This window comes from Paenibacillus illinoisensis NBRC 15959 (assembly GCF_004000925.1).
Classification (GTDB): domain Bacteria; phylum Bacillota; class Bacilli; order Paenibacillales; family Paenibacillaceae; genus Paenibacillus; species Paenibacillus illinoisensis.
Genome location: NZ_BIME01000003.1, coordinates 435,575 through 459,685, shown reverse-complemented (window position 1 = coordinate 459,685; position 24,111 = coordinate 435,575). Strand labels below are relative to the sequence as shown.

General features: G+C 51.2%; 15 protein-coding genes. 12 read left to right on the top strand and 3 right to left on the bottom strand.

Annotated elements, in window-relative coordinates; all coding sequences use genetic code 11:
- The first annotated feature begins 49 nt into the window (after nucleotides 1–49).
- Nucleotides 50–1,480, top strand: a complete 1,431-nt coding sequence (locus tag PIL01S_RS10665) for a copper amine oxidase N-terminal domain-containing protein (protein WP_246058165.1) — start codon at nucleotides 50–52, stop codon at nucleotides 1,478–1,480.
- Between the two features lie 139 nt (nucleotides 1,481–1,619).
- Here PIL01S_RS10665 and PIL01S_RS10660 read toward each other — a convergent pair whose 3' ends face one another.
- Genes PIL01S_RS10660 through pdxR form a run of 3 tightly spaced genes read right to left on the bottom strand, consistent with a single transcriptional unit; the run spans nucleotide 1,620 to nucleotide 4,479 of the window.
- Complete coding sequence (locus PIL01S_RS10660; RefSeq protein ID WP_246058164.1) at nucleotides 1,620–2,078, bottom strand: GNAT family N-acetyltransferase; 459 nt, start codon at nucleotides 2,076–2,078, stop codon at nucleotides 1,620–1,622.
- Nucleotides 2,075–2,995, bottom strand: a complete 921-nt coding sequence (locus PIL01S_RS10655; protein WP_127537515.1) for a D-alanine--D-alanine ligase — start codon at nucleotides 2,993–2,995, stop codon at nucleotides 2,075–2,077. The genes PIL01S_RS10660 and PIL01S_RS10655 overlap by 4 nt, the downstream gene beginning before the upstream one ends.
- Before the next feature lie 32 nt (nucleotides 2,996–3,027).
- Nucleotides 3,028–4,479 carry a MocR-like pyridoxine biosynthesis transcription factor PdxR gene (pdxR, locus tag PIL01S_RS10650; RefSeq protein ID WP_127537514.1) on the bottom strand — a complete coding sequence of 484 codons (1,452 nt, stop codon included), beginning with the start codon at nucleotides 4,477–4,479 and terminating at the stop codon, nucleotides 3,028–3,030.
- Nucleotides 4,480–4,726: 247 nt separating this feature from the next.
- Here pdxR and PIL01S_RS10645 point away from each other — a divergent pair, with 247 nt between their 5' ends.
- The 11 genes from PIL01S_RS10645 to PIL01S_RS10595 all read left to right on the top strand — a co-directional run bounded on the left by PIL01S_RS10645 (nucleotide 4,727) and on the right by PIL01S_RS10595 (nucleotide 24,109).
- Nucleotides 4,727–5,962, top strand: coding sequence for an MFS transporter (locus PIL01S_RS10645; RefSeq protein ID WP_127537513.1), 1,236 nt, complete (start codon nucleotides 4,727–4,729; stop codon nucleotides 5,960–5,962).
- A gap of 846 nt (nucleotides 5,963–6,808) precedes the next feature.
- Entirely contained in the window at nucleotides 6,809–7,165 is a 357-nt protein-coding gene (locus PIL01S_RS10640) for a nucleotide excision repair endonuclease (RefSeq protein ID WP_095290710.1), read from the top strand.
- Nucleotides 7,166–7,427: 262 nt separating this feature from the next.
- Nucleotides 7,428–8,177: a Bax inhibitor-1/YccA family protein gene (locus PIL01S_RS10635; protein ID WP_127537512.1), complete on the top strand. Its 750-nt coding sequence runs from the start codon at nucleotides 7,428–7,430 to the stop codon at nucleotides 8,175–8,177.
- 278 nt (nucleotides 8,178–8,455) lie between these two features.
- Complete coding sequence (locus PIL01S_RS10630) at nucleotides 8,456–9,670, top strand: AraC family transcriptional regulator (protein WP_127537511.1); 1,215 nt, start codon at nucleotides 8,456–8,458, stop codon at nucleotides 9,668–9,670.
- A 49-nt stretch (nucleotides 9,671–9,719) separates the two neighbouring features.
- On the top strand, nucleotides 9,720–10,772 hold the full coding sequence (locus PIL01S_RS10625) for an ABC transporter substrate-binding protein (protein ID WP_127537510.1): 1,053 nt from the start codon (nucleotides 9,720–9,722) through the stop codon (nucleotides 10,770–10,772).
- A 276-nt stretch (nucleotides 10,773–11,048) separates the two neighbouring features.
- Nucleotides 11,049–11,909, top strand: a complete 861-nt coding sequence (locus tag PIL01S_RS10620) for an alpha/beta hydrolase (RefSeq protein WP_127537509.1) — start codon at nucleotides 11,049–11,051, stop codon at nucleotides 11,907–11,909.
- Between the two features lie 136 nt (nucleotides 11,910–12,045).
- Nucleotides 12,046–12,831 carry a 2,3-dihydro-2,3-dihydroxybenzoate dehydrogenase gene (locus PIL01S_RS10615; protein ID WP_127537508.1) on the top strand — a complete coding sequence of 262 codons (786 nt, stop codon included), beginning with the start codon at nucleotides 12,046–12,048 and terminating at the stop codon, nucleotides 12,829–12,831.
- A gap of 23 nt (nucleotides 12,832–12,854) precedes the next feature.
- Nucleotides 12,855–14,189, top strand: a complete 1,335-nt coding sequence (gene dhbC, locus PIL01S_RS10610) for an isochorismate synthase DhbC (protein WP_127537507.1) — start codon at nucleotides 12,855–12,857, stop codon at nucleotides 14,187–14,189.
- A 5-nt stretch (nucleotides 14,190–14,194) separates the two neighbouring features.
- Nucleotides 14,195–15,808, top strand: coding sequence for a (2,3-dihydroxybenzoyl)adenylate synthase (locus tag PIL01S_RS10605; protein WP_127537506.1), 1,614 nt, complete (start codon nucleotides 14,195–14,197; stop codon nucleotides 15,806–15,808).
- A gap of 64 nt (nucleotides 15,809–15,872) precedes the next feature.
- Entirely contained in the window at nucleotides 15,873–16,868 is a 996-nt protein-coding gene (locus PIL01S_RS10600) for an isochorismatase family protein (protein WP_127537505.1), read from the top strand.
- A gap of 14 nt (nucleotides 16,869–16,882) precedes the next feature.
- On the top strand, nucleotides 16,883–24,109 hold the full coding sequence (locus tag PIL01S_RS10595; protein WP_127537653.1) for an amino acid adenylation domain-containing protein: 7,227 nt from the start codon (nucleotides 16,883–16,885) through the stop codon (nucleotides 24,107–24,109).
- Nucleotides 24,110–24,111: the final 2 nt, after the last annotated feature.

The following is a 24,111-nucleotide window of genomic DNA, read 5'->3' as shown; positions in this document are numbered from 1 at the left end:
TGCGCTTACGGGATGTCAGGCTGTTGGTGGGGTGGATATTAGTAAAGCCATGGCCAACAGTACAAACGTAAAATCCGGTGAATCGAAACAGTCCATGCACATTAACATAGAGCCGGCTAAAGAATTCGTTACCGAGAAAGACAACGAAATGATTGATCTTATTAATTCTGTATCCCTGGACATTGAAAATGCCAAGGTGAAGGATGCCCAAACGGCATCGATCCAAGGTTCTGTGAGTTTCCAAGGAACTAAATTGCCTTTCCACCTTTCCATGGACGAAACCCAAATGGTGATCGACCTGGACGGTGCGCAGAAGCCGCTGTACATATCACTTGAGGCTCTGGAAGGCGCGCAAACGCTTCCGATGATGGACACCAAGGCTCTGGAAAAGCAGATCGAGGAGCTCTCTCCCAAATTGCTTTCTTTTGTCCTGAAGCATCTGTCCAATCCAAAAAATATTTCCGTTACGCCTGTACAGGAATCGGTTAACGGTGAGTCCCTCAGCCTCTCCAAGCTCCATATGGAGATCACTGGAGAAGAGATTCTTGCTATGGTTAAACCGTTTCTGACAAGTGTTGCCCAGGATGAGCAAGGACTCAAGGATCTGATCGGCGATCTATATGAAGTGTTCTATCCACTGCTGACAGCAATGAATCAGGTGGAAGAAGTGGACGCTGGAGCCATAACCTCCTTGATGCCAGAATCCAAAGAGGCAGCTGTTGCAACCATGTACCCGATGATCAAGGCAGGACTCGACGAGCTTCTGGTTAACTATGATCAAGGGTTGAACGAATTGTTGAATGAAGTGCCCGAACTGAAGACGGTATTTGGCACAGATACAACGTTTAAGCTCGATTTCTATCTCGACAGTGCGCTGAACATCCGCAAGCAGAATGCTGAGTTGAAAGTGGCACTGCCTGCCTCCGAGGATCTGCCTTTGCAATCCGTGACGCTATACGCAGACAGCGAGCAGTGGAATATCGGTGGGCCGGTAACCGTGGATGCGGTTGATACAACAGGTGGCGTAATCGATCTGATGAAGGAAGACATCACTCCGGGACAGATGCTGCGCAACTTTGATTCCAATTCTGTCGTGTATCAGCTGCTGAAAGACGAAGCCGGCATCACTCGGAAGAGCATTATGCTGTATCCGGAAGATGAGATCTATGGTGCCATTACGGTGAAAAATACAACATTCGTTCCTCTGCGTTACCTGTCCGAGGAATTGGATGCTGAGGTGAAATGGACCAAGGGATCAGATACCATCGTTGTTATTGACGATATTACAGGCAATGAGATTGTTCTAACTGTGGGTTCCAAGAACGCAACGGTTGCGGGCAAGGAAGTAACCATGGTTGAATCGGCCTATGTGGGCAAAAATGGAAAAACTTATGTTCCACTGCGCTTCATGGCTGAGTCTCTTGGAGCGAGCGTGGATAAGGAAAAAGAAACCGGCTGGATCTTTATCGATCGACCATAAGTCATAACATCTGTACGACATCTGTATGTGCGAGAGGGGATTTCAGAGTATGCCAGATTCCTTGTAACCTCCGTCATCAGAAAGCGCCTGATCCCAGCAAGTTGTTGGGGACAGGCGCTTTTATTATTATGATCGAATATTAGGCAGGCTGAAGAGCCTGCGGCTTTTTGCTGAATCCAGTACTTCCGGCGGTAAAGCCCATCTGCCGATAGAACTCATGAGCTGCTTCACGGTCGGGACGGTTACCGCTGTTCAAAGAGAGCGAGTCTATGCCTTGGCTGGCGGCCCATTGCTCTGCTGACAGAATCAGCTGACGGCCTATCCCGGTGCCTCTGAACTGGTCATGCACGATGAGTGCAAGGATGCGGCAGTGCTGTCCGTTTTTCTCATACAGGTAAGATGTCTGCATGCCAATCAATCCGATCACACGTCCACGGACCTCGGCGACGAGCGTATTAAAATTTGCATCAGCTGCAATGTGGGCATAACGCTCCTGCATTTCAGCGTACGTCGTAGGATAGCCCAGTTGGTCCATGAGAATGACCATATCCTGCAGATCTTCCGTTGAACTGCTGCGCATTGTTACATCCTGGCTCATGATAGCTGTGCCTCCTTATTTCGTTCCTTCAGTGAGAGTTCAATGATGGTATCCAGCAGCTCCGTAAAGGAAATACCTGCAGCGGCTGCACTTTTGGGCAGCAGACTGTTTCGTGTAAGACCTGGAAGCGTGTTGACTTCTAGCACATAAGGCATGCCATCACGGATGATCATATCCACGCGTGCATAGACGCTGCATTTCAGCGCACGGTAACAGGCAAGTGCGGCATCTTCCACGCGCTGGTGAATGTCGGCAGGCAGCTGAATCACCTGTTCTTCGGCACCGCCATCATTATATTTGGAGCTATAGTCGAAGAACTCGGCGCTTGAACGAATGGAGATGATCGGGAGCATCTTGCCATCTACAATGGCACAGGTAATTTCATCCCCTGCGATATATTGTTCAATCATGACCGTGTCATCCCATTTGAGTGCGGCTTCAACCGCGGCTTGAAGAGATGAAGGCTCTTGAACAACCTGGGTGCCAATGCTGGAGCCGCCGGAGTTGGGCTTCACAACGACCGGATACGTCAACTGCTGCACCACCGTAGATGACAGTTCTTCCAGATGGTTCACCTGCACCCACGCTCCAGTAGGTATGCCCGCATGGTGCATGAGCTGTTTGGACATATCCTTATCCATACATACGCTGCTGGACAAGACGCCGCAACCGGTGTATGGAATGCCAAGCGAGTCCAGTGTACCTTGAACTGTACCGTCTTCGCCGTATTTGCCATGCAGCGCGAGTAAGGCCACATCAATACCCGCCGACTTGTCGATCAGATCCCGTTTGCTGCTTAGCTCAATGGGAATGACCTCATATTTATCTCTGTCCAAGTGGGCAATCATCTCCTGTCCGGTGAGCAGGGAAATATCCCGCTCGGAAGATGTTCCGCCCATAATCACGCCAACCTTCATGTGTAATCCTCCCATGTTGTTATTCAACCGTTTTAGCTCATCTGAGCCGCAGTCTCACCAATGATACGGATACCTTTGCGAATATTCTCATCGCTGACCCTGGAGAAGCCCAGGCGCATCGTATTTAACCCCTGACCTGGTTCCAGATAAAAGGTATCGCCGGGCGTGAAGGTCACACCCTTCACCTTGCAGGCAGCCAGCAATTCCCGGGTCCGGTATCCCGGGGGGAATTGTACAAATAAATGCAAACCGCCCTCGCCGGAGATCTGGCACATCGGCAGATGCTTGCGCAAGCAGCGCACGACCAGTTCGTATTTTCGCTTATATTCAGTGCGGGCCCGCTTCAGATACTTCTCAAAATTACCGTTGCTCAAGTATTGGTAGAGCAGGGATTGGTCCAGTGTTGAGGTGTGAATGCTGCGGGCCCGTTTCATGCTTTCCAAATAATCAATCAGTGCTGCATCTGCAATGACCCAGCCTACTCGCAGTCCGGGAAAGAGTACCTTGGAGAAGCTGCCCAGATAGACGAGTCCATTACCCTTGCCCGCACTAGCGATGAGAGGGGAGACGTGGGAACCGGAATAACGTAGTTCCTCATTGAACCCATCCTCGATAATGGGCACTTCGTATTGATTCATTAACCGGATAATCTCTGCCCGTTTGGCAGGAGAAGTCACCGTTCCGGTTGGATTGTGATATGAAGGTACCAAATAGGCCAGATCATACGGACTTGTGATGAGTTCATGCTCCAACTGCTGCAGATTGAGTCCGTCCGGCTCCATGTCCACGCCTGTGAGGCTGAACTCATGAAGCTTCAGATTTTTGATGGCCGTATGATGGGTAGGGTTCTCACATAGAGCTCTGCCGCTTTGTCTGCGCAAGGCACCAAGCACCAGATCGAAGCCTTCCGTGAATCCGTTGGTAATTAGAATATCCTTGCCGGTAAGGTCAACACCTTTGTTCTCCATGTACCGGAGCAGATAGTTCATCAAAGGACGGTAGCCTTGTGCATATCCGTAGTTCAGCAGCACTTCGCCTTCGAGAGACATGCGATCAAGGAAGGCCCGTTTCACATTATGCAGATCGAACAGCTTTTCATCCGGGGCAATACTGGTAAACGAGATCTCGCCACGTTCTGCACCGGAACCATGTTTCATCAGATCATATTGTTCCGCCTGAATTGCATAGTCGCTTACGCGGCTCTTCCAATCCAGCTGCCAGCCATTGGTTGGCTCAGGCGCTTCAATCAGGGGACTGACGTAGTTGCCTTTGCCTTTCACCGCATAGATCAGACCTTCTTCTTCAAGCTCGGCATAAGCGAGCAGAACGGTGCTGCGGCTAACCTTCATCAGTGTACTGAGTTCACGGGTGGAGGGCAGCTTTTGCTTCGCTTGCAGTCCGCCTTTGAGCATCAATCGCTTCATATAATCTTTGACTTGTATATATACAGGGCGGTCCTCCGTCAGTTGCAGATCGGAATACATCCCATCACTCCCTCTGTTTGCTATCTTGCCATATTATAAACCCGACCGAAAGAACCACAATACCTCTGTTTCCATCACGAGGTGGTTGGAACCTGGAACCGATAGCTGTCGTTCCATCCAGCCGCATTTAGTCACGTTAATTTTTTTTCAATGCCTCTATTTTTCATGATTTTTCTATAGTAACCTATATTTGAACATGACCCAAAATGCTTTAATTCCAATATGACGACACCGGAGGAAATCCCGCATGGCAAGAACGCTTTTCCCGAGACTTCGCGGCAACAGCCGGGGCTGTCTCGCTTTTGAACCGTTTTTCTTGATTCCGTACAGCATGATGGCAACTTACGCTACGCTGTACATGTATGAGCTGGGCGTTACCGAGACCAATATTGGCTGGATTACGACGCTCGGGCTGATCGTGCAGGTGCTGTCATCATTCATGAGTGGGTATTTGACCGACCGAATGGGACGCAAACGCGCCATCCTCACCTTCGACGTGCTTAGTTGGAGCGTGGCGATGCTGATCTTTGCCTTTTCCCAAAATGTCTGGTTTTTCGTTATCGCGACATTCATCAACGGGCTTCAGCGAGTTCCGCATATCGCCTTTTACTGTCTGATCGTCGAGGATACGCCAAAAAAGGATCGGACTTACGTTTTCACGCTGCTTCAGATCATCGGCGTCGTCGGTGGTTTGTTCGCTCCGCTTGGTGGTCTGTTGGTCGATTATTACGGACTGGTGGACGGCACTCGGATCATGTATGTGCTGTGTTCGGTGCTAATGACCTTTCAATTCATCGGGCGGCACCTGACCACGAAGGAAACAGAAATGGGCTATCGGAAAATGAAAGAGACGAAGGAACTCGGGCTTAAAAAGAGTTTGATCGACTACAGCGGCGCGATCCGAGACCTGTTTGCCAGCCGCAGCCTGATGCTGATCTTCGTCGTTTATATCCTGTTCAACTTCCAAATGACGCTAAAAACGACCTATCTTTCGCTGTATCTGGCCGACTATCTGAAAGTGGACAGCGGACTAATCTCGCTCGTTCCTGCTGTTTCCTCTATTATTATGCTGCTCGCGCTGTGGTTCATCATGCCGAAGATTCCAGCCGAAGGAGAAACGCGCTCGATGATGGCTGGCTTTGTACTGTCGTTGCTTTCGAACGTGATGCTAGTGCTGTGGCCGACGTCGAATCTGGTCTGGATTGGTTTGAGTACCGTGCTTGCCGCCGTCGGATTGATGATTAGCTCGCCGTACCTCGAAGCGGCCGTCCAGAACGCGATCGACGACGAAAAAAGAGCGAAGGTATTCTCGATGCTTTCCGTCGTCATCCTGCTGCTTACTTCCCCGGCCGGTATCGTGGGAGGCTGGGCATACGCGCTCGATCCACGGATTCCGATCTGGATCATTACAGCTTCTTTTGCCGCTGCGTTTGTGTTTTTAATGATTTATTTGAGTCGGGGAAGAGGAAAGGCTTATTTGTAGGGAAGCTGACGCGATCACCGCGCGTAGATGGACCTTTCTGAAGTAATTTAAGGGATGCCGCTTGGTCGGCGTCTCTTTTTTTCTTTTAAATATACTGCGAACTCAAGATTCAATGAAGGTAGATAGGAGTATACGGGGGCAGTTACAAATGGTTTAAGGCAGGGGGGAATTGCTTATGAAAAATAACGATGATCGGTTGATTACGAGGGGTTGGGATATCAGTGGGACAACGTAAAAAAGCCCTGGCTTCGTGCCGGGCTGTGGGTGTAGCTTGATCCAATTCTATATAGATCTGCTGTTATGAAGTTATGACTTACTAAGATTGCATGGCATGACCATTCTTCTCTTTGCTAGGATCGATAGCTATCGGTTCTTCTACGTGGATCTCGTTGGTCCTTGCTGACTGAATTGCAGGCTTTCTAATTCAAATCCACTTCTTACTTCTACATCTACTTCTTTTTCTACGTTACAATCTACAATGAATCTCTTCCTACATTTGCTTGCTGCAAGGGTCGTATTGATGATGAATCCTAAAAGCTACAGACTTGCAATACGTGCTAACTGTCCTCTTGTTGTGGTGCGCACATTACAGAATACAGTATGAAAAAGATCATGATTCATAGGGTACAATAGACTGAAGTAGATATAAAGACATATGTCTTAGTGCCCAATTTCTTCCTCATACCCCTATAGTACCACTTTGAATCAGGGAAGTTAACCTTTTTTTTGAAATTATTGTCGTAATAGTTGAAAATAGCGTGAATTGTGCATCTTATAGAATGAAATGGTTTCCTGTAATAATGTATGATAGGATGTAAGCCTATAGATAATGAGGAAGTGAGCCCAATGATTCAGATTACCGTACCAACACCGGATGTAACCATCACCAAGCAGGCAAACCCGCAGCTTAGCCACATCTATGGTTTCACCGATTTTCACCTGATCACACGTGAAAAGGGTGGAATCTTCATGTTTTACAATGCCGATGGGGAGCTGTTATTTGTCGGGAAAGCAAGAAAATTGAGACCTCGGATCAAGAAGCATTTTGAGGATACCGTTTCTCCAATGAAGAACCACCGGGAAGAAGTGGCGACCATTGAGGTTTGTCTGGTGGAAGATGCCGTAGACCGTGAAATTTATGAGACCTATATCATTAATACGATGCGTGCGAAATACAATGTAGACAAAGTGTTCTATAACTAAGTCTTCTGCCTAGTAACTGCAGCAACAACTAGCATTTAAATGTCTGTATCAAGCTAAAAAGAGATTTTACAGCCCGGGACATATGTCCTACAGGGTTATAACGATGGATAAGGATGTGATCGACCGATTGCATCCAAGTCTGTACTTGAACATCGAAAGATATGAATAGCAGTTCACTGGAAATGTAGTAGAACATGAGGAACGCAAAGAACGTAAAGAGTGGTTTCAAAGATTGACCCAATACATAGAAGAGGTGATTGTTTTGATCGGACGCAGTGGTAACCCCACACTCAAGGACAGTACATTTGAAAATGCCGGTGGATATGGAGATGACCGGTACCAGCGTTACATGACGATTAACGGCACAGTGAACAAGTCATTCATTACGCTGGTCATCCTGCTCGGCAGTGCATTTGCGACATGGATGATGTTTTTTAACGGTCAGGAAGTGCTTCCTCTCGCCATCGGAGGTGCCATCGTCGGATTTATTCTGGCATTGATTATCTCGTTCAAACCTGTGGCAGCACCATACCTGGTTCCCATCTATGCCATCGCGGAAGGCATGTTCCTTGGCGCACTCTCCGCAACCTACGAGTCATTGTACAATGGAATCACTTTGCAGGCTGCTTTGCTGACTATGGCAGTGTTCATTGCCCTGCTGGTCGCTTACAAAACGAGACTGATCAAAGCTACGGAGAACTTCAAGCTGGGAGTGGTAGCGGCAACAGGCGGCATTATGATCATGTATCTGCTCAGTTTCGTGCTGGGATTGTTCGGAATTACCGTTCCCTATCTGCATGACAACAGTCTGATCGGAATTGGGATTTCTGTCGTGATCGTTATCGTGGCGGCACTGAATCTGGTGCTTGATTTTGACTTTATTGAGAGTGGTGCTGAACAAGGTGCTCCAAAATATATGGAGTGGTACGGCGCATTTGGGCTTATGGTTACCCTGGTATGGCTGTATATCGAGATTTTACGTCTGCTCAGCAAGCTGCGGAGCCGGGACTAGGAACGAATAAATACAATTGAGATAACGAATTAAATCCAAGAGCTAACGCATGCATCTTCACGACGTTAGCTCTTTTTTGTGTATATGGATGACGATGATCATTCGAACTAAAACGGGTGCACATATTTCCATATATGGATTGACTGAGAGGAAAAGAGTATGATACCTTAATTGATAATGATTATCATTGTCGATAAATGATGAATCAGTCAACTGACCTCAACGTACGCTGTACGCTTCATATTAAGATAATCAAACAGATCGAGAGGAGTGGCCTCATGTTACTGGAGAATGAATTGCACCGTGCTGTGCGAGCCCCCGTTATGAGTCGCAGCCCCAAGACGGACCTTGCTGAAGTAAAAACCTATATGGACGAGCATTACAATGAAGCATTGTCTATTGCTGATCTTGCTCAGAGAGCAAATATCAGTCCGAAGTATTTTGTTGATCTATTCAAAAAAACCTACGGTCTCAGCGCGATGGAGTATCTGACAGATCTCCGTATTAACCGGGCCAAGCGTTATCTGAAGGAATCCGGGTATAAACTGCGTGATATTGCACTCAAAGTTGGATACAGCGATGAATATTATTTCAGCCGCAAATTCAAAAAGGAAGTCGGCGTTTCTCCTTCCGATTATGCCAAGAACGCCAGAAAACGCATTGCCACCGGCTCCTCCAGCGTCATCGGACATCTGCTGGCCCTCAATGTCATGCCCATTGCTGCGCCCATCGATCCGAAATGGACAGCGTATTATTATAACGCGCATCGCACGGAAATCCAGTCCCATCTTAAACTAACAGATCCTTATACAAGCTGGAGATTCGAAGCGAACGTGGAGCGGCTTGTGCACATAAGGCCGGACGCCATCATTGGTACCGATCAACTCAGTGAAGAGGATCAAGCTGGACTTGCCGAGATTGCGCCTTGCTGTTTTGTACCCCAGCATCAGACCGATTGGCGTGCACAGCTGCGCATGATTGCTGCGTTCCTGGAACGGGAGGAACAGGCAGAACAGTGGATCGGACTATATAACAAGCGGGTAGAGAAAGCGCGGGAATCGATGCAGAAGGAAGTGGGATGCGAGAAGGTGGCTGTGATCAGGGTATATGGTCAGCGCCTCTATCTCTATAGTAATCCGGGGATCGAGGAGGTGCTCTATGGCGCATTGCAGCTGGAGACCTTCCCCGATGTTAGTACCAATACACCGCTGACGCTGGAACAATTAAATGTAATGAATCCGGACCGGATCCTGATCATGGTATGTCCCGAGGCCGTATCTCGGGCATACTGGCTCAGTCTGCAGCACTCGCCAGTATGGAGACAGCTGAACGCTGTGCGTCAGTATCAGACACACCTGATCACCGGCGATCCCTGGTTCGATTATTCTGCAGTAGGCGTTATGCGCATGCTGGATGAGGCATTGCTCATTTTCACGGGATATTGTCCAAATATATATCTGGATAACGTCCATGGTGATTCACGAGCGACATGACATATAATCCATCTATCTAAATGAGAATGTTTATCAAGGGGGAACTATCATGCATCAGCAGGAAAAAGAGAACGGGCAGCGTTTCGCTCCAAGTAGATGGATTAATCATCGGCTGTCAGCCTTGATTGTGCTCGTATTAATGGTGGGATTACTGGCAGCCTGTGGCTCCACATCAGAACATGAAGGAGCAGCGCAGCAGGAGCAGAAGACAGCCGAGGCCTCCACAACAGCCTCATCAGAAACGGCCGTACAAGAAGAAGAGACTGCAGAAACAGCGGCTGGCGAACGGACTGTAAAAGACGAAATGGGACATGATGTGGTGGTTCCTGCCAAAGTGGAGCGTGTATTTGCACCTTATCTCGAGGATTCTCTGCTTACACTCGGCGTCAAGCCCGTTGCTCAATGGGCCAGCGGCACCCAAGGGCATGTTTACTTACAGGATCAGCTAAGTGACGTACCTACACTCGATTTCTCCAGTGGGCTGCCTTCGCCTGAAGCGCTGATGGCATACAATCCCGATTTTATTATCCTGCACACGGCGAATTATGCCGAGAATGGTGTATATGAGAGTTACTCGAAGATTGCACCAACCTATGTATTTAACAATGCATCGGGGGATGTAGAGAAGTCACTGGAGATCATTGGCGATCTGCTTGGCAAAACGGTTGAGGCAGAACAGGCCATCAAGACATACCACGCCAAGGTAGACGCTGCGAAGGCAGAGATCGCCAAGGTAGCGGAAGGCAAGAAAGCGGCCATTATCCGCTTTGCTCCCCGCGGAATCAGCATGATGGGCGGAAACTACTTCAGCGGCTATGTTGTATACGAACAGTTGGGACTCGGGAAGCCTGCGCTCGTCGAGACGGAGAACAGTGCGATTGTATCCACCGAAGTGCTGCCCGAGATTGACGCAGATTATATCTTCACCGTGGAACAGGGACCAGGAAGTATGAAGGAGATGACAGATACCAAAGTGTGGCAGAGCATGCCAGCCGTTAAAGCAGGAAATGTATACGCAGTTGAACCAGCACCATGGCTGGGCGGTGGATTGATTGCCTATGGTCATGTCATTGACGATACATTGAAGGCATTGACCCAATAATAGCGATGAATCAGCTCCTTCTCGGAGTGCCTCGAACCGGATATTATTTCTGTGTTTGAGGTGTCACGGGGAGGAGCTGTTGTTTTTTTGCCAAGGCAAAGTGGATCAAGAAAAATATGTAAATATGGAGATAATCAAAATGAATTCTGGATATCGTCCATGGGACAGCCGAAATCACTCTTTTATAATTGGTAATGAGAATCAATCTCATATAAAACAATATGATCTATATACACATAGCAATGTGAGTTGAACAACGAGGAGGATCCATCCGTAATGACGTTTCAGCATAATCAATCAGCCTCAGGGACCCTTGAGCAGATGACACGCAGTGCTGTTCCCATTCCCCGTTCAGAACAGTGGACGATGAAATCACGAGCGGGCAATCATGCCTATCAGATCATGGTATATCAGCCCGCAGAGGCCGCCCCGCCGTCTGGATATCCTGTGATTTACCTGCTCGACGCTAACTCTGTGTTCGGCACGATGGTAGAAGCGGCTCGCATACAGGGACGCAGACCCGAGAAGACCGGGGCACTCCCGGCCATCATTGTTGGAATCGGGTACCCGACTGCCGCCCCGTTCTCGCCTCATCGATATTACGATTTTACTCCGCAGGCCACGACGGAATATACCCACAAGTCGGATGGAACAATTTTGCCTGAGCAGGGGGGAGCTGATGCTTTTCTGCAGTTCATTGAAGAGGAACTGAAGCCGGACATGGAGCAGCAGTTCAACATCGATCGGAACAGACAGGCCATTTTTGGCCATTCACTTGGCGGGTTGTTCGTTCTGCACACCCTTTTTACCAAGCCGGACGCTTTCCGTTACTACATTGCTGGAAGCCCTTCGCTTCATTGGAACCAGAAGGTGATGCTGGCCGAGGAACAGGAGTTCATCGCAGGTCTGGAGCAGTATCCGGTCAACGTTAAGGTCTGGGTTGGCATGGGCGAAAGGGAGAAGAACCATCCTGCCCGCAACAATGACAAGGCATCGGCTTTAACGGAACGTCTAACTGCACTGAAACAGCCGGGGCTTGATATCCAATATACCGAGTTCGAAGAAGAGAATCATGTCTCGGTGCTACCGTTTCTGATCAGTCGTACGATACGTTTGGCCTGCAGTCCTGAAGCGTAGGGGCGGAGGAATAGATGTTTGTTTGATTAAGGTGTGGTAGGCCGCTTTCGGATTAGCTGAGATGTCATGGATGATCCAATCGAGTTCAACAATGAATCAACGTTCAACAGGCAGTAAGTCAGGGGAGGTATACAGCGTGAGCTATACAGGAATTCATGGAAAGGTGGCTCTGGTCACCGGTGCAGCACAGGGAATCGGCGAAGCGGTTGCCAGAGCTCTGGCTGAACAGGGGGCAGTTGTAGCGGCAGTAGATATTCGGGAAGAGCAGCTCGATCAGCTGGCTGTGGATCTAAATCATCAAGGCCATCAGGCAGCTGCTTATCCTGCTGATATTGTGAATCGCCAATCGGTAGACGATACCGTACAGCGAATCGAGGCAACACTTGGACCGATTGGCATTTTGATCAATGCAGCTGGTGTGCTGCATACAGGTACAGTGGCATCCCTGAGTGACGAGGAATGGACAAGAACGTTCGATGTTAATACCCACGGTGTATTTTATATGTCACGTGCGGTTGTACGAAATATGGCGAGGCGCCAATCGGGAACGGTGGTTACTGTTGGCTCGAACGCCTCGGGCGTACCCCGGATGCACATGTCGGCTTATGCAGCCTCCAAGGCGGCGTCCACCATGTTTACCAAATGTCTTGCACTTGAATATGCGGAGCAGCATATCCGCTGCAATATTGTATCTCCAGGGTCGACGGACACCCCCATGCAGCGGGCCTTATGGCAGGATGATCATGGCGCGCAGGCCGTCATTGCAGGATCGCAGCAGGCGTACCGTCTCGGCATTCCTCTGAACAGGCTGGCATTGCCTTCCGATATCGCGGATGCCGTACTCTTTTTGGCTTCAGACCAGGCGAGGCATATTACCATGCATGATTTGTGTGTGGATGGAGGCGCCACACTCGGCGTCTGAATCAAGATAAGGAGATGATGAATATGTCAAAAGCGGGTGCAATCGCAGCAACCTCCGCCTTACACCTTCTGGAACAATATCGGGAGGGGACGTCCTTTTTCTGGTCTTCACCGCAACATACCTTGCTCGCTCAAGGCGAGCGAATGAGGTTTCCTGTCTCCGCTGTTCAGCAGCAGGTGGTATCTGATTCCTCAGGAAACATGGATCATGCCCATGATTACCACGTGGAAGGAGTACATTTTGTTATCGAACAGGTTCGCCAAATGATTCAGGAAGCGCAGCAAACGGGCCTTCGGAAACCAATTGTGGTGGGAGCGATACCTTTTGATCCGAGTCAGTCCTCAGCCGAGCTGTTGATCCCGGAAACGGTGCAATGGGCAGAACCTCCAAGCCATGCTGCAAACGGATTATACGAGAGGCGCCCGGCTGCGGCTGGCTGCGAGATTGAGGAAGTGCCTGGGGCCGAGATGTATCAACGAAGTGTCAATCATGTGCTGAGGCAGATGGAGCAGGGAGAACTCGATAAAGTTGTGTTATCCCGCACACTGCGTGTGGTCTCAGAGGGTCTTGTGGATACACATCAGCTTCTGCGTAATTTGTTCAGGAATAATGCACACGGGTATACGTTTGCGGTTCCCATGAGGAAAGTATCCAAAACAGAAAGTATTATAACAACGGTAAATCGCGACGATGATAAAGTCAATCACCAAGGCACACGTACGTTTATTGGCGCAAGTCCGGAGCTGTTGGTTACTCGAAAAGGCACCATCATACGGGTGAATCCGCTGGCTGGCTCCGCTGCTCGTAGTGATGACCCTGCTGAGGATCGCCGCCGCGCAGAGGCACTGCTGGCTTCAGCCAAAGATCGGCATGAGCATGCTGTCGTCATTGATGCTGTTGCTGCTGCACTCCGACCTCTTTGCAAACAACTGATCGTTCCGGCAGAGCCCTCCTTGATCCAGACAAGCACGATGTGGCATCTGTCTACCGAGATTCATGGAGAATTGCTGGATAGAGATATTTCGTCACTGGAGGTGGCCTTTGCTCTCCATCCGACCCCGGCTATCTGCGGAACGCCTGTATTAACGGCCAAAGAGGCCATTGGGTTACAGGAACCGTTTGATCGCGGACTGTTCACCGGCATGGTTGGTTGGTGCGACAGCGAGGGAGACGGGGAATGGGCTGTGACCATCCGCTGTGCGGAAGTGGAGGGCAATGAACTTCGATTATTCGCTGGGGCAGGCATCGTAGCGGGCTCCACACCGGAAGCGGAACTGGCAGAGACCTCCGCCAAATTCAGAACAATGCTGCTTGCCATGGGTTTGGACTCCACCGTATCCCATTTGAAGGAGGAATAAAAAAGATGCTGCCAGGATATCAGGCTTGGCCTGAAGAGTTTGCAGAGTTTTATCGTCAGGAAGGTTGCTGGGAGGGCATTACATTTGGAGAAATGCTCCGGCAGCGTGCGGATGGTTATGGCAATCGTACTGCCATTATTAGCGGTGGAGAGCAATTAACCTATGCAGAGTTGGACAGACGAGTCGACCAATTGGCGGCAGGGTTGTATGCCAAGGGAATACGGCAATATGACCGCGTTATTGTGCAGCTGCCGAACATAACGGCTTTTGTTGAAGTGATCTTTGCCCTGTTCCGTCTGGGAGCACTGCCGGTGTTTGCACTGCCTTTGCATCGGAAAAGTGAAATCGAGTACTTCGCCCGCTTCTCTGAGGCTGTTGCTTATCTGATCCCGGATCAGGATGGGGGATTTGATTATCGCAAACTTGCAGCAGAAGTTCAGGCAGAGGTGCCGAGCCTTAGACATATTATTGTGGCGGGAGAAGCCGGTGCATTTACTAATCTGGAGGATTTATATATTGATCCCGTTCAGCTGCAGGATGATCAACCAGTCTCTTCGGATGTAGCCTTTCTTCAGTTGTCTGGTGGAAGCACCGGACTGTCCAAGATGATCCCGCGCACCCATGATGACTATATCTACAGTCTGCGGAGAAGCGTCGAGGTCTGCGGACTCGGCCCGGAAAGTGTATACCTGGCTGTTCTGCCTGTAGCGCATAATTACCCTCTAAGTTCGCCAGGAATACTAGGCACGCTATATGCAGGAGGTACGGTTGTGCTGTCACGGGGGTCAAGCCCGGATGAAGCTTTCCCGCTCATGAAGGAGCATCAGGTGACCATCACGGCGCTGGTGCCCCCGCTCGCCCTGATCTGGCTGAACGCGGCCGCTGCGAGAGGAACCAAGCTGACATCACTGAAGGTTCTCCAGGTTGGTGGAGCCAAATTCAGTGCGGAGGTGGCGGGACGCGTCAGACCAGTCTTGGGCTGCACACTGCAGCAAGTCTTTGGCATGGCCGAGGGGCTTGTGAACTATACCCGTTTGGATGATCCCGAGCACATCATTATTAACACACAGGGTAAACCGATGTCCCCCTACGACGAGGTAAAGATTGTGGATGACGAGGACATTGAAGTGGAGTTGGGGCAATCCGGGCATCTGCTGACCCGGGGGCCCTATACCATTCGTGGTTATTACAAGGCCGAAGAGCACAACGCGAGATCCTTCACCACAGATGGGTTCTATCGTACAGGAGATATTGCGAGCTTAACACCCGAGGGTTACCTCATTGTGGAGGGCCGGGCGAAGGATCAGATCAACCGTGGCGGAGACAAGGTAGCTGCTGAAGAAGTGGAGAACCATCTGCTGGCTCATCCGGGTGTTCATGATGCAGCACTGGTGTCTATGCCGGATGAATATTTAGGCGAGCGCTCCTGTGCGTTTATCGTACCCAGCGGCGAGAATCTGGCTGCTGCCGAAATCAAGTCCTATCTGCGCAGTCGCGGCCTGGCGAGCTACAAAATCCCGGATCGGGTTGAGTTTGTCCAATCTTTTCCCAAGACGGGTGTCGGCAAGGTTAGCAAGAAGGCACTCCGCGAGATGCTGACGATGAAGCAGCCCATATAACGATCTTGATGCAAGGCTATGTTGAAACGGTTTGAAATAAATAACGCTGAAAAGAGGGATATGGATGGCACTTCCAGTGATTAAGTCATATGCAATGCCTGCAGAGTCGGAGCTTCCGGTCAATAAGGTAGCGTGGACGCCGGATGCGAAGCGTGCAGTACTACTTATTCACGATATGCAGCAATATTTCATGGATGCTTTTACGGCAGGGGAATCACCTGTAGTGGAGCTGATTGATCATATTGGACAACTTCGTGCAAAGTGTCATGAACTGGGCATACCTGTGGTGTATTCTGCCCAGCCGGGTGGACAGACACCGGAGCAGCGCGGACTGCAGCTGGACTTCTGGGGAGCGGGCATTAATGGGGGACCTACGCAAAAGCAAATCATTGAACCACTGACACCTGCTCCGCAGGATACGTTTATGACCAAATGGCGGTACAGCGCCTTCCAGAAGACGGAACTGCTTGAATTGATGCAGGAGCAGGGCCGGGATCAGCTGATCGTATGCGGCATCTATGCTCATATTGGTTGTCTGATGACCTCCTGTGAGGCATTTATGAAGGATATTCAGGCCTTCCTGGTTGCTGACGCGGTAGCTGATTTTTCAGCTGAGAAGCACCGTATGGCACTTACCTATGCGTCCGAGCGCTGCGCAGTAACGCTGACCACCGGGCGATTGCTTGAATTGCTCGGGGCCTCTGCTAAAGGAAGCGATTCGGTCGGGGCAAGCTTCTCGGAGGCAAGATCACACACTGCTGCAGCGATGGAGTCTGCTGAGACGAGTACTGGCAGCGGTGCTCAGGCGAGACTTGACGCGCTGCGAGTACAGGTTGCCGAACTGCTGCAAGAGCAACCATCCCGGATCGGGGAGCATGATGACCTCATTGAGATCTGGGGGCTCGATTCCATACGCATTATGAGCCTGGCGGAGCGTTTTCGGGTGGAAGGAACAGAGGTAACCTTTGTCGATCTGGCCGAGCAGCCAACGCTAGCCTCGTGGGCGGTGCTGTTGAGTGCACAGCCTCATAGGGTCATGCCGAACGGAGATTACTTTTGAGCGGGGCGGTGAACTTGTCGCAGCGTCGGAATGGAACGTGGCCCATGTCGGCTGCCCAGTCCGGGATCTGGTTTGCTCATCAGCTGAATCCGGACAACCCCATGTACAACACAGGTGAATACGTGGTTATTCACGGGCATGTTGATGTACAACAGTTTGAACAGAGTGTTCGTCAAACCGTCTCGGAGGCCGAAACCTTAAACATGGTTTATGGCGAAAATGAACACGGCCCTTACCAAACCCTCAACCAGGAGGGCGATCATTGGACATTTCATATACTGGATGTTCGCGGCGAACAGGATCCCCATGCGGCGGCAATGGCCTGGATGCATCAGGATCTCGCCAGCCCCGTCAATCTAGCAACTGGACCGGTATTTACAGAAGCCCTGTTCCAAGTGAGTGAAGGGTGCTGCTACTGGTACCAGCGTGTGCATCATATTGCGATTGACGGATACGGCGTATCGCTAATTACCCGTAGAGTAGCAAGTCTGTATACTGCCAGGGTTAAGGGTGGATCAGGTGAGAGTGTCATGGAAACACGAGCATTTGGACCGCTTTCCTCTGTCATTCAGGAGGATGAGGCTTATCATGCATCTGCTGCAAGGGAGCAGGATCGCACGTTTTGGCTGGAACGTTATGCTGATGAACCGGACGTCGTAAGTTTGGGCGAAAAGGCTTCCCGGACAGCGGATCATTTCCTGCGGCAGAGGTTTGAACTAACACAGTTCGATCGGGATCGCCTTCAGGATGCGGCCGCCCGGTACGGGGTAACCTGGCCTGATCTGTTTATTGCAGCAGCAGCCATTTATGTGCATCGGATCACCGGCACGCAAGATGTGATACTGGCTTTGCCTGTCATGTGCAGGCTGGGATCGACAGCCTTGCGTGTGCCAGGCATGGTTATGAACGTGCTCCCGCTGCGCTTGAAAGTTGAGTCTGATATGCGTATATCTGCCCTGGCCGAACAGATTGTGCAGGAGATCCGTGCCGTTCGCAAGCATCAACGTTACCGGCACCAGGATCTGCGGCGTGATCTGAAGCTGCTGGGGGAGAATCGCCGACTATTCGGGCCGATGATCAATGTCATGCCATTCCTTCATGAGCTGAATTTCGCGGGTCAGCGCGGGATGATTCATAACTTGTCTACGGGTCCGGTCGATGACCTGTCCATCCATGTCGTGGACCAAGGGCACGGTCATGGACTTCAGATTGACTTTGATGCCAATCCTTCCGTCTACAGCGAATCGGATCTGCTGAGTCATCAGCTCCGTTATATGCAACTGCTGAATGTAATGATGCAGCAAGGAATCGAAGAGCAGTACGTAGGTCAAATGGAAGTGCTGTTACCTGAAGAACGAGACCAGGTCCTGAACGTGTGGAATCAGACACAGCACAAGGCTCCTGAGCGGAACTCGGCGGCCATGTTCGAACAGCAGGTTCGGCGCACCCCATCTGCCATGGCTGCAACGTTTGAAGCTGAATCTCTGACCTATGCCGAGCTTAACGAGCGTTCAAACCGTCTGGCTCACGAGCTGATCCAGCATTATAAAGTGGGACCGGAGCAGATCGTAGCCATTGCCATGCCGCGATCTCTGGAGGTCGTGGTTGCCATTCTGGCTGTTCATAAGACGGGAGCAGCTTACCTTCCGCTGGACCCGGATTACCCTGAAGAGAGACTAACCTACATGCTAGAGGATGCCAGACCGGCATGTCTGATTACGGTGAAGCACAATCTGTCCCATTTGCAGCACATGTCCGATGTCCCCATGTTGGCCTTGGATGAACCGAAGGTTGCGGCGAGAATAGGCCGTCAGTCCGGGAGCAATCCCGAACCAGAGGATCTCATAAAAGCTGCCTCGCAGCTGAACCCCTCCTATATCATCTATACCTCCGGATCAACAGGTAAACCGAAGGGGGTTGCCGTTACCCATCTCGGCCTGTCCAATCTGCTGGAAGATATGAAGCTGAGACTGAAGGTCGGGCCGCAGGATCGCTGGTTATCGGTCACTACAATTGCTTTTGACATTTCTGTTCTTGAGGTATTTCTGCCTCTTACGACCGGAGCAAGGCTGGATATAGCTCGCAAAGAAACCATTCTTGATCCGGTGGCTCTGGCTGCACAGATGAGACGGCAGGGGACAACGATCATGCAAGCCACACCAACGTTGTGGCAGTCTCTGGTGACCAGCAAGCCTGGGACATTTGACGGTTTGACGGTCATTACCGGCGGTGAAGCCCTCTCTGAGGAACTGAAGCTTTCCTTGCAGGAGATGGGATGTCACGTTCATAACCAATATGGACCGACGGAGACCACGATTTATTCAACGGCTGCTGCGATGGTTGCTGAATCAACGGGTAAACCCTCTATTGGCGGACCGGTTCGAAACACGCAGCTATTCGTGCTGGATGGGAGTCTGAATCCAGTCCCACCGGGTGTTGTCGGAGAATTATATATTGCGGGAGACGGGCTGGCACGAGGTTATCTGGGAAGACCCGACCTGACCGCCGAGCGTTTTGTTTCGAATCCCTTCGGACAAGCAGGCAGCCGCATGTATCGTACAGGAGACTTGGCGAAGTGGCTGCCTGACGGATCGATTGACTATTTGGGCAGGGCAGACCACCAGATCAAAATCAGAGGATTCCGCATCGAATTGGGTGAGATTGAATCCGTCATTTCCAGATATCCGGGCGTAGCCCAGGTTACTGTTATGGCACGCGAGGACCAACCTGGGAATCCGCGTCTCGCCGCGTATGTGGTTGCAACCTCTGAATACTCGTCAGGCCTGGATCTGTCGTTGCTTCGGGCACATGTGGCGGATGAACTGCCGGATTACATGGTGCCAGCTGCCTTCATGAACCTTGCCGAAATGCCGCTGACTCCCAATAAAAAAATCGACCGCAAGCAGCTGCCTGTCCCTTCCGTACTGTCCCATGCCAGCGGACGTGAGGCCAGAACCCCTCAGGAGGAGATGCTGTGCAGTTTATTCGCTGAGATTCTGGGTGTCGCTCGTGTAGGGATCGACGATGATTTCTTCGAGCTGGGTGGACATTCCCTGCTCGCAGGCCGTATAACAGCAAGGATTCGGGATGTGTTTGGAGCAGAGCTGAACATTGGCAGTGTATTCGAGTCACCAACGGCAGCAGGCCTCGCCAAGAAATTGGATCAGGTAGGGTCAGTCCGACCAGTAATAGAGGCTTTTGCCCGTCAAGGTGAGATTCCTCTCTCCTTTGCTCAGCGCCGGCTCTGGTTTCTGTATTGTCTGGAAGGACCGAGCCCTACGTACAATATTCCGCTTGTGGTGCGGTTAACCGGCAAACTTGATATATCTGCGCTCCAAGCCGCCATTCAGGACATTGTTGATCGCCATGAGACGTTGAGAACGTTATATCCGCCAGAGCTTGGTTCTGCAAGCCAGACCATTCTGGATGCCGAAGACGTTCGTGTGAACTTACATGCAAGCTACGCTGCAGAGAATGAGCTGTCGGAACTTCTGACCGAAGCTTCCCAGTACAGCTTCGAGCTCTCAAGCGAGCCGGGTATCCGTACGGAGCTGTTTACATCCGGTCCGGACGAGCATGTTCTGTTGTTACTGCTTCATCATATTGCTGGAGATGGTTGGTCCCTGTCACCTTTGATGCGGGACTTGTCCCAAGCATACAGGGCACGTGTTCAGGGGGCGGCGCCTTCCTGGGAACCTCTGCGCGTTCAATATGCCGATTACGCGGTGTGGCAGGATCGACTGCTTGGAGACGAAGGGCAGCCGGACAGCCTGATTGCAAGGCAGCTTGAGTTCTGGAGCCGTCAACTGGAAGGCTTGCCGGAACAAGTGACGTTTCCAGCCGATTATCCGCGTCCGGTGGTCTCCAGCTACCGGGGCGGAACGATCCCTTTTACCATTAGTCCGAAACTGCATGAACAGCTCTTGGCTGTGGCACGGGAAAACAAGGTCAGTCTCTTCATGGTTTTGCATGCCGTATTGTCGGTACTGCTTACACGTATGGGAGCGGGTACGGATATTGCGATTGGGACCCCGATTGCCGGCAGAAGCGACGATGCACTGGACGAAGTGGTGGGCATGTTCATCAATACCCTTGTGCTGCGTACAGACACTTCCGGGGATCCGACGTTCCGTGAACTGCTGGCACGTGTGCGGGAAGTGGATCTGGCTGCTTACGAACATCAGGACCTGCCTTTCGAGCGTTTGGTTGAAGTGCTGAATCCGTCCAGGTCCCGCTCCAAGCATCCACTGTTTCAGGTGATGCTGGTCCTGCAAAATACGCCAGACGTTCAGCTGGATCTGCCAGGTGTCGTATCGCAAATGAGTATGCAGGGCGTGGGTTCCTCCAAATTCGACCTAACTGTGGAGCTCACGGAACAACGCGAACACAATGGTTCGCCAGCAGGAGTCGAAGGTGTGCTGGAGTACAGTACGGATCTTTTCCGGAAATCAACGGCAGCAGAGCTTGTGGTCCGATTGATCCAGGTGCTGGAGGATGCCGTCCAGCAGACGGATGGGCACATTAGCTGCTTTGACGTGGTAACTCCCAAGGAACTTGCCCTTCTGGAGCAGCAGTGTTATGCCGCAGGGGATGAAGATTCTTTATCTGGAATGACTATTGTTGAACGCTTTGAAATTCAGGCTGCAGCTACCCCGGATACCCCTGCTGTGAGCATGGGAGACACGGTCATTAACTATCAAGAGCTCAATGCAAGAGCCAACAGGCTGGCAAGATTGTTGATTGCGGAAGGTGTGGGGCCAGAGCAGATGGTTGCTCTTGCACTGCCACGTTCCACTGAGATGGTGGTCGGTATTCTGGCTGTGTTAAAAGCAGGGGCGGCCTATCTTCCGCTTGATCCGAATTATCCTTCGGATCGATTGACGCATATGCTGACAGACGCAGCGTCGAGCGTGATGATTACAAACGAGGAAGTAGCGTTCCTACTGCCTCAGATGGAATCCGTACAACGGTTAAACCTGGACGACGCTCAAACCATTCAGCGGCTGTCTGCTCAGGATGAACGAAATCCCGCAGATGGTGAACGCAATGGATGCGTATCTCATCTCAGTCCGGCTTATATGATCTATACCTCGGGTTCCACAGGCAAACCAAAGGGAGTGGTTATTCCCCATGCTAATGTGATCCGGTTATTTGAGGCTACACAGCGCTGGTTCCAATTTAATGCGAGTGATGTATGGACGTTATTCCATTCTTACGCCTTTGACTTCTCGGTCTGGGAGATCTGGGGACCACTGCTGCACGGGGGCCGGTTGGTCGTTGTGCCGCATGAGATTAGTCGCTCACCAGGTGCATTCCTGCAGCTGCTTGCTGAGCAAGAGGTAACGGTGTTAAATCAGACGCCGTCAGCATTCTACCAGCTGATGCAGGCAGATCGGGAGCATCCGGAGTGGGGGCAGAAGCTTGGACTCCGCTACGTGATCTTTGGAGGAGAGGCACTGGAGCTCGGGCGATTAGAGGGTTGGTATGAGCGCCATCCAGATGATGCACCAAGATTGATTAATATGTATGGCATTACGGAGACCACCGTTCATGTCAGCTATCAGGAACTGCATGCAGGCAGTGCCGCAGAAGGAGCCAGCAGCTGGATCGGCTGTGCCATTCCGGATCTGCGCGTATACGTGCTGGATGATCATCTCCAGCCTGTGCCTGCAGGTGTGACAGGTGAGATGTATGTGGCCGGGGCAGGCCTTGCCCGCGGGTATTGGGGCAGACCGGATCTTACGGCAGAGCGTTTCGTCGCAGATCCATACGGTCCTGCAGGAACACGCATGTACCGGACGGGAGATTTGGCCAAACGACTTCATGATGGGTCACTTGATTACTTGGGCCGGGCGGATCAGCAGGTAAAAATACGCGGTTTCCGCATCGAGCTTGGCGAGATCGAAGCGGTGCTGGCCAGACATCCGGAGGTTGCACAAGCTGCGGTCATCGTCCGCGAAGACCAGCCGGGAGATAAACGCCTCGTGGCGTATATTGTGCCAAACTCGAAGACGGGTTCCGGACCAGAATCGGCTATGCTTCGTCGTCATGCTTCAGCGAGTCTGCCTGATTACATGGTTCCATCAGCGGTGGTCACCATGGAGGCTATACCACTAACGGCCAATGGCAAGCTGGACCGCAAAGCTTTGCCTGTACCGGAAATGCAGCTGACTTCCGGTGGCCGGGCACCGCGTAATCCGCAAGAGCAGATTTTGTGTGATCTGTTTGCCGAAGTGCTGGGATTGCGAAGTGTCAGCATCGATGATGGGTTCTTTGACCTTGGTGGACATTCCCTGCTCGCTGTTCGTTTGATGAGCCGAATCCGGGAGGCTATGGGCAAGGAACCGGGCATTGGCATTTTGTTTGAAACGGCAACGGTTGCCGGACTGGCTGAACGGCTTGAAATGGATTCGGATACGGGAACAGGTTCGCTGCAAGTGCTGCTGCCTCTTCGGACTCACGGAGCCCACCTCCCGCTGTTCTGTGTTCATCCTGCCGGAGGATTAAGCTGGTGTTATGCCGGGTTGATGAAGCATCTGGGTATGGAATACCCGATTTATGGATTACAGGCTCGCGGCATTGCCCAGTACGAGGATCTTCCGGCTACGCTGGAGGACATGACAGCAGATTATATCCGTCATATTCGCTCAGTACAGCCTGAGGGACCTTACCGATTGCTGGGCTGGTCTCTTGGAGGCAATGTAGCTCAGGCCATGGCTGTACAGCTTCAGTCGGAAGGGGAGGAGGTAGAGTTTCTCGCCATGCTGGACGCCTATCCGAGTCATTATCTTCCGATTCGCGGGGAACCGGATGAGGAAGAGGCGCTGACCGCCTTACTTGCCCTTGGTGGATATGATCCGGACAGTATTGGGGAAGGTCCGCTGGATATGGCAGCAGCCATGCGTATTCTGCGGAGTGAAGGAAGTGCGCTGGCCAGTCTGGATGAGGAGACGATCATGAAACTGCGGAAAACGTATGAAAATTCCGTGCGGATTCTGGGAGCATACACGCCTTCCCGATTCGAAGGGGATCTGATTTTCTTCCGTTCTACTGTCATTCCGGACTGGTTTGACCCCATTGAACCAGAGATGTGGAATGCCTATATTGGAGGCCAAATGGAAAGGCATGATATTGCCTGCCGCCACAAGGATCTCTGCCAGCCTGGACCACTGGCTGAAATATGCCGGACGCTGACGGCCAAGCTGGAGATGCTGAATCAGCGCCAAGTTCATCTTAAATAGGA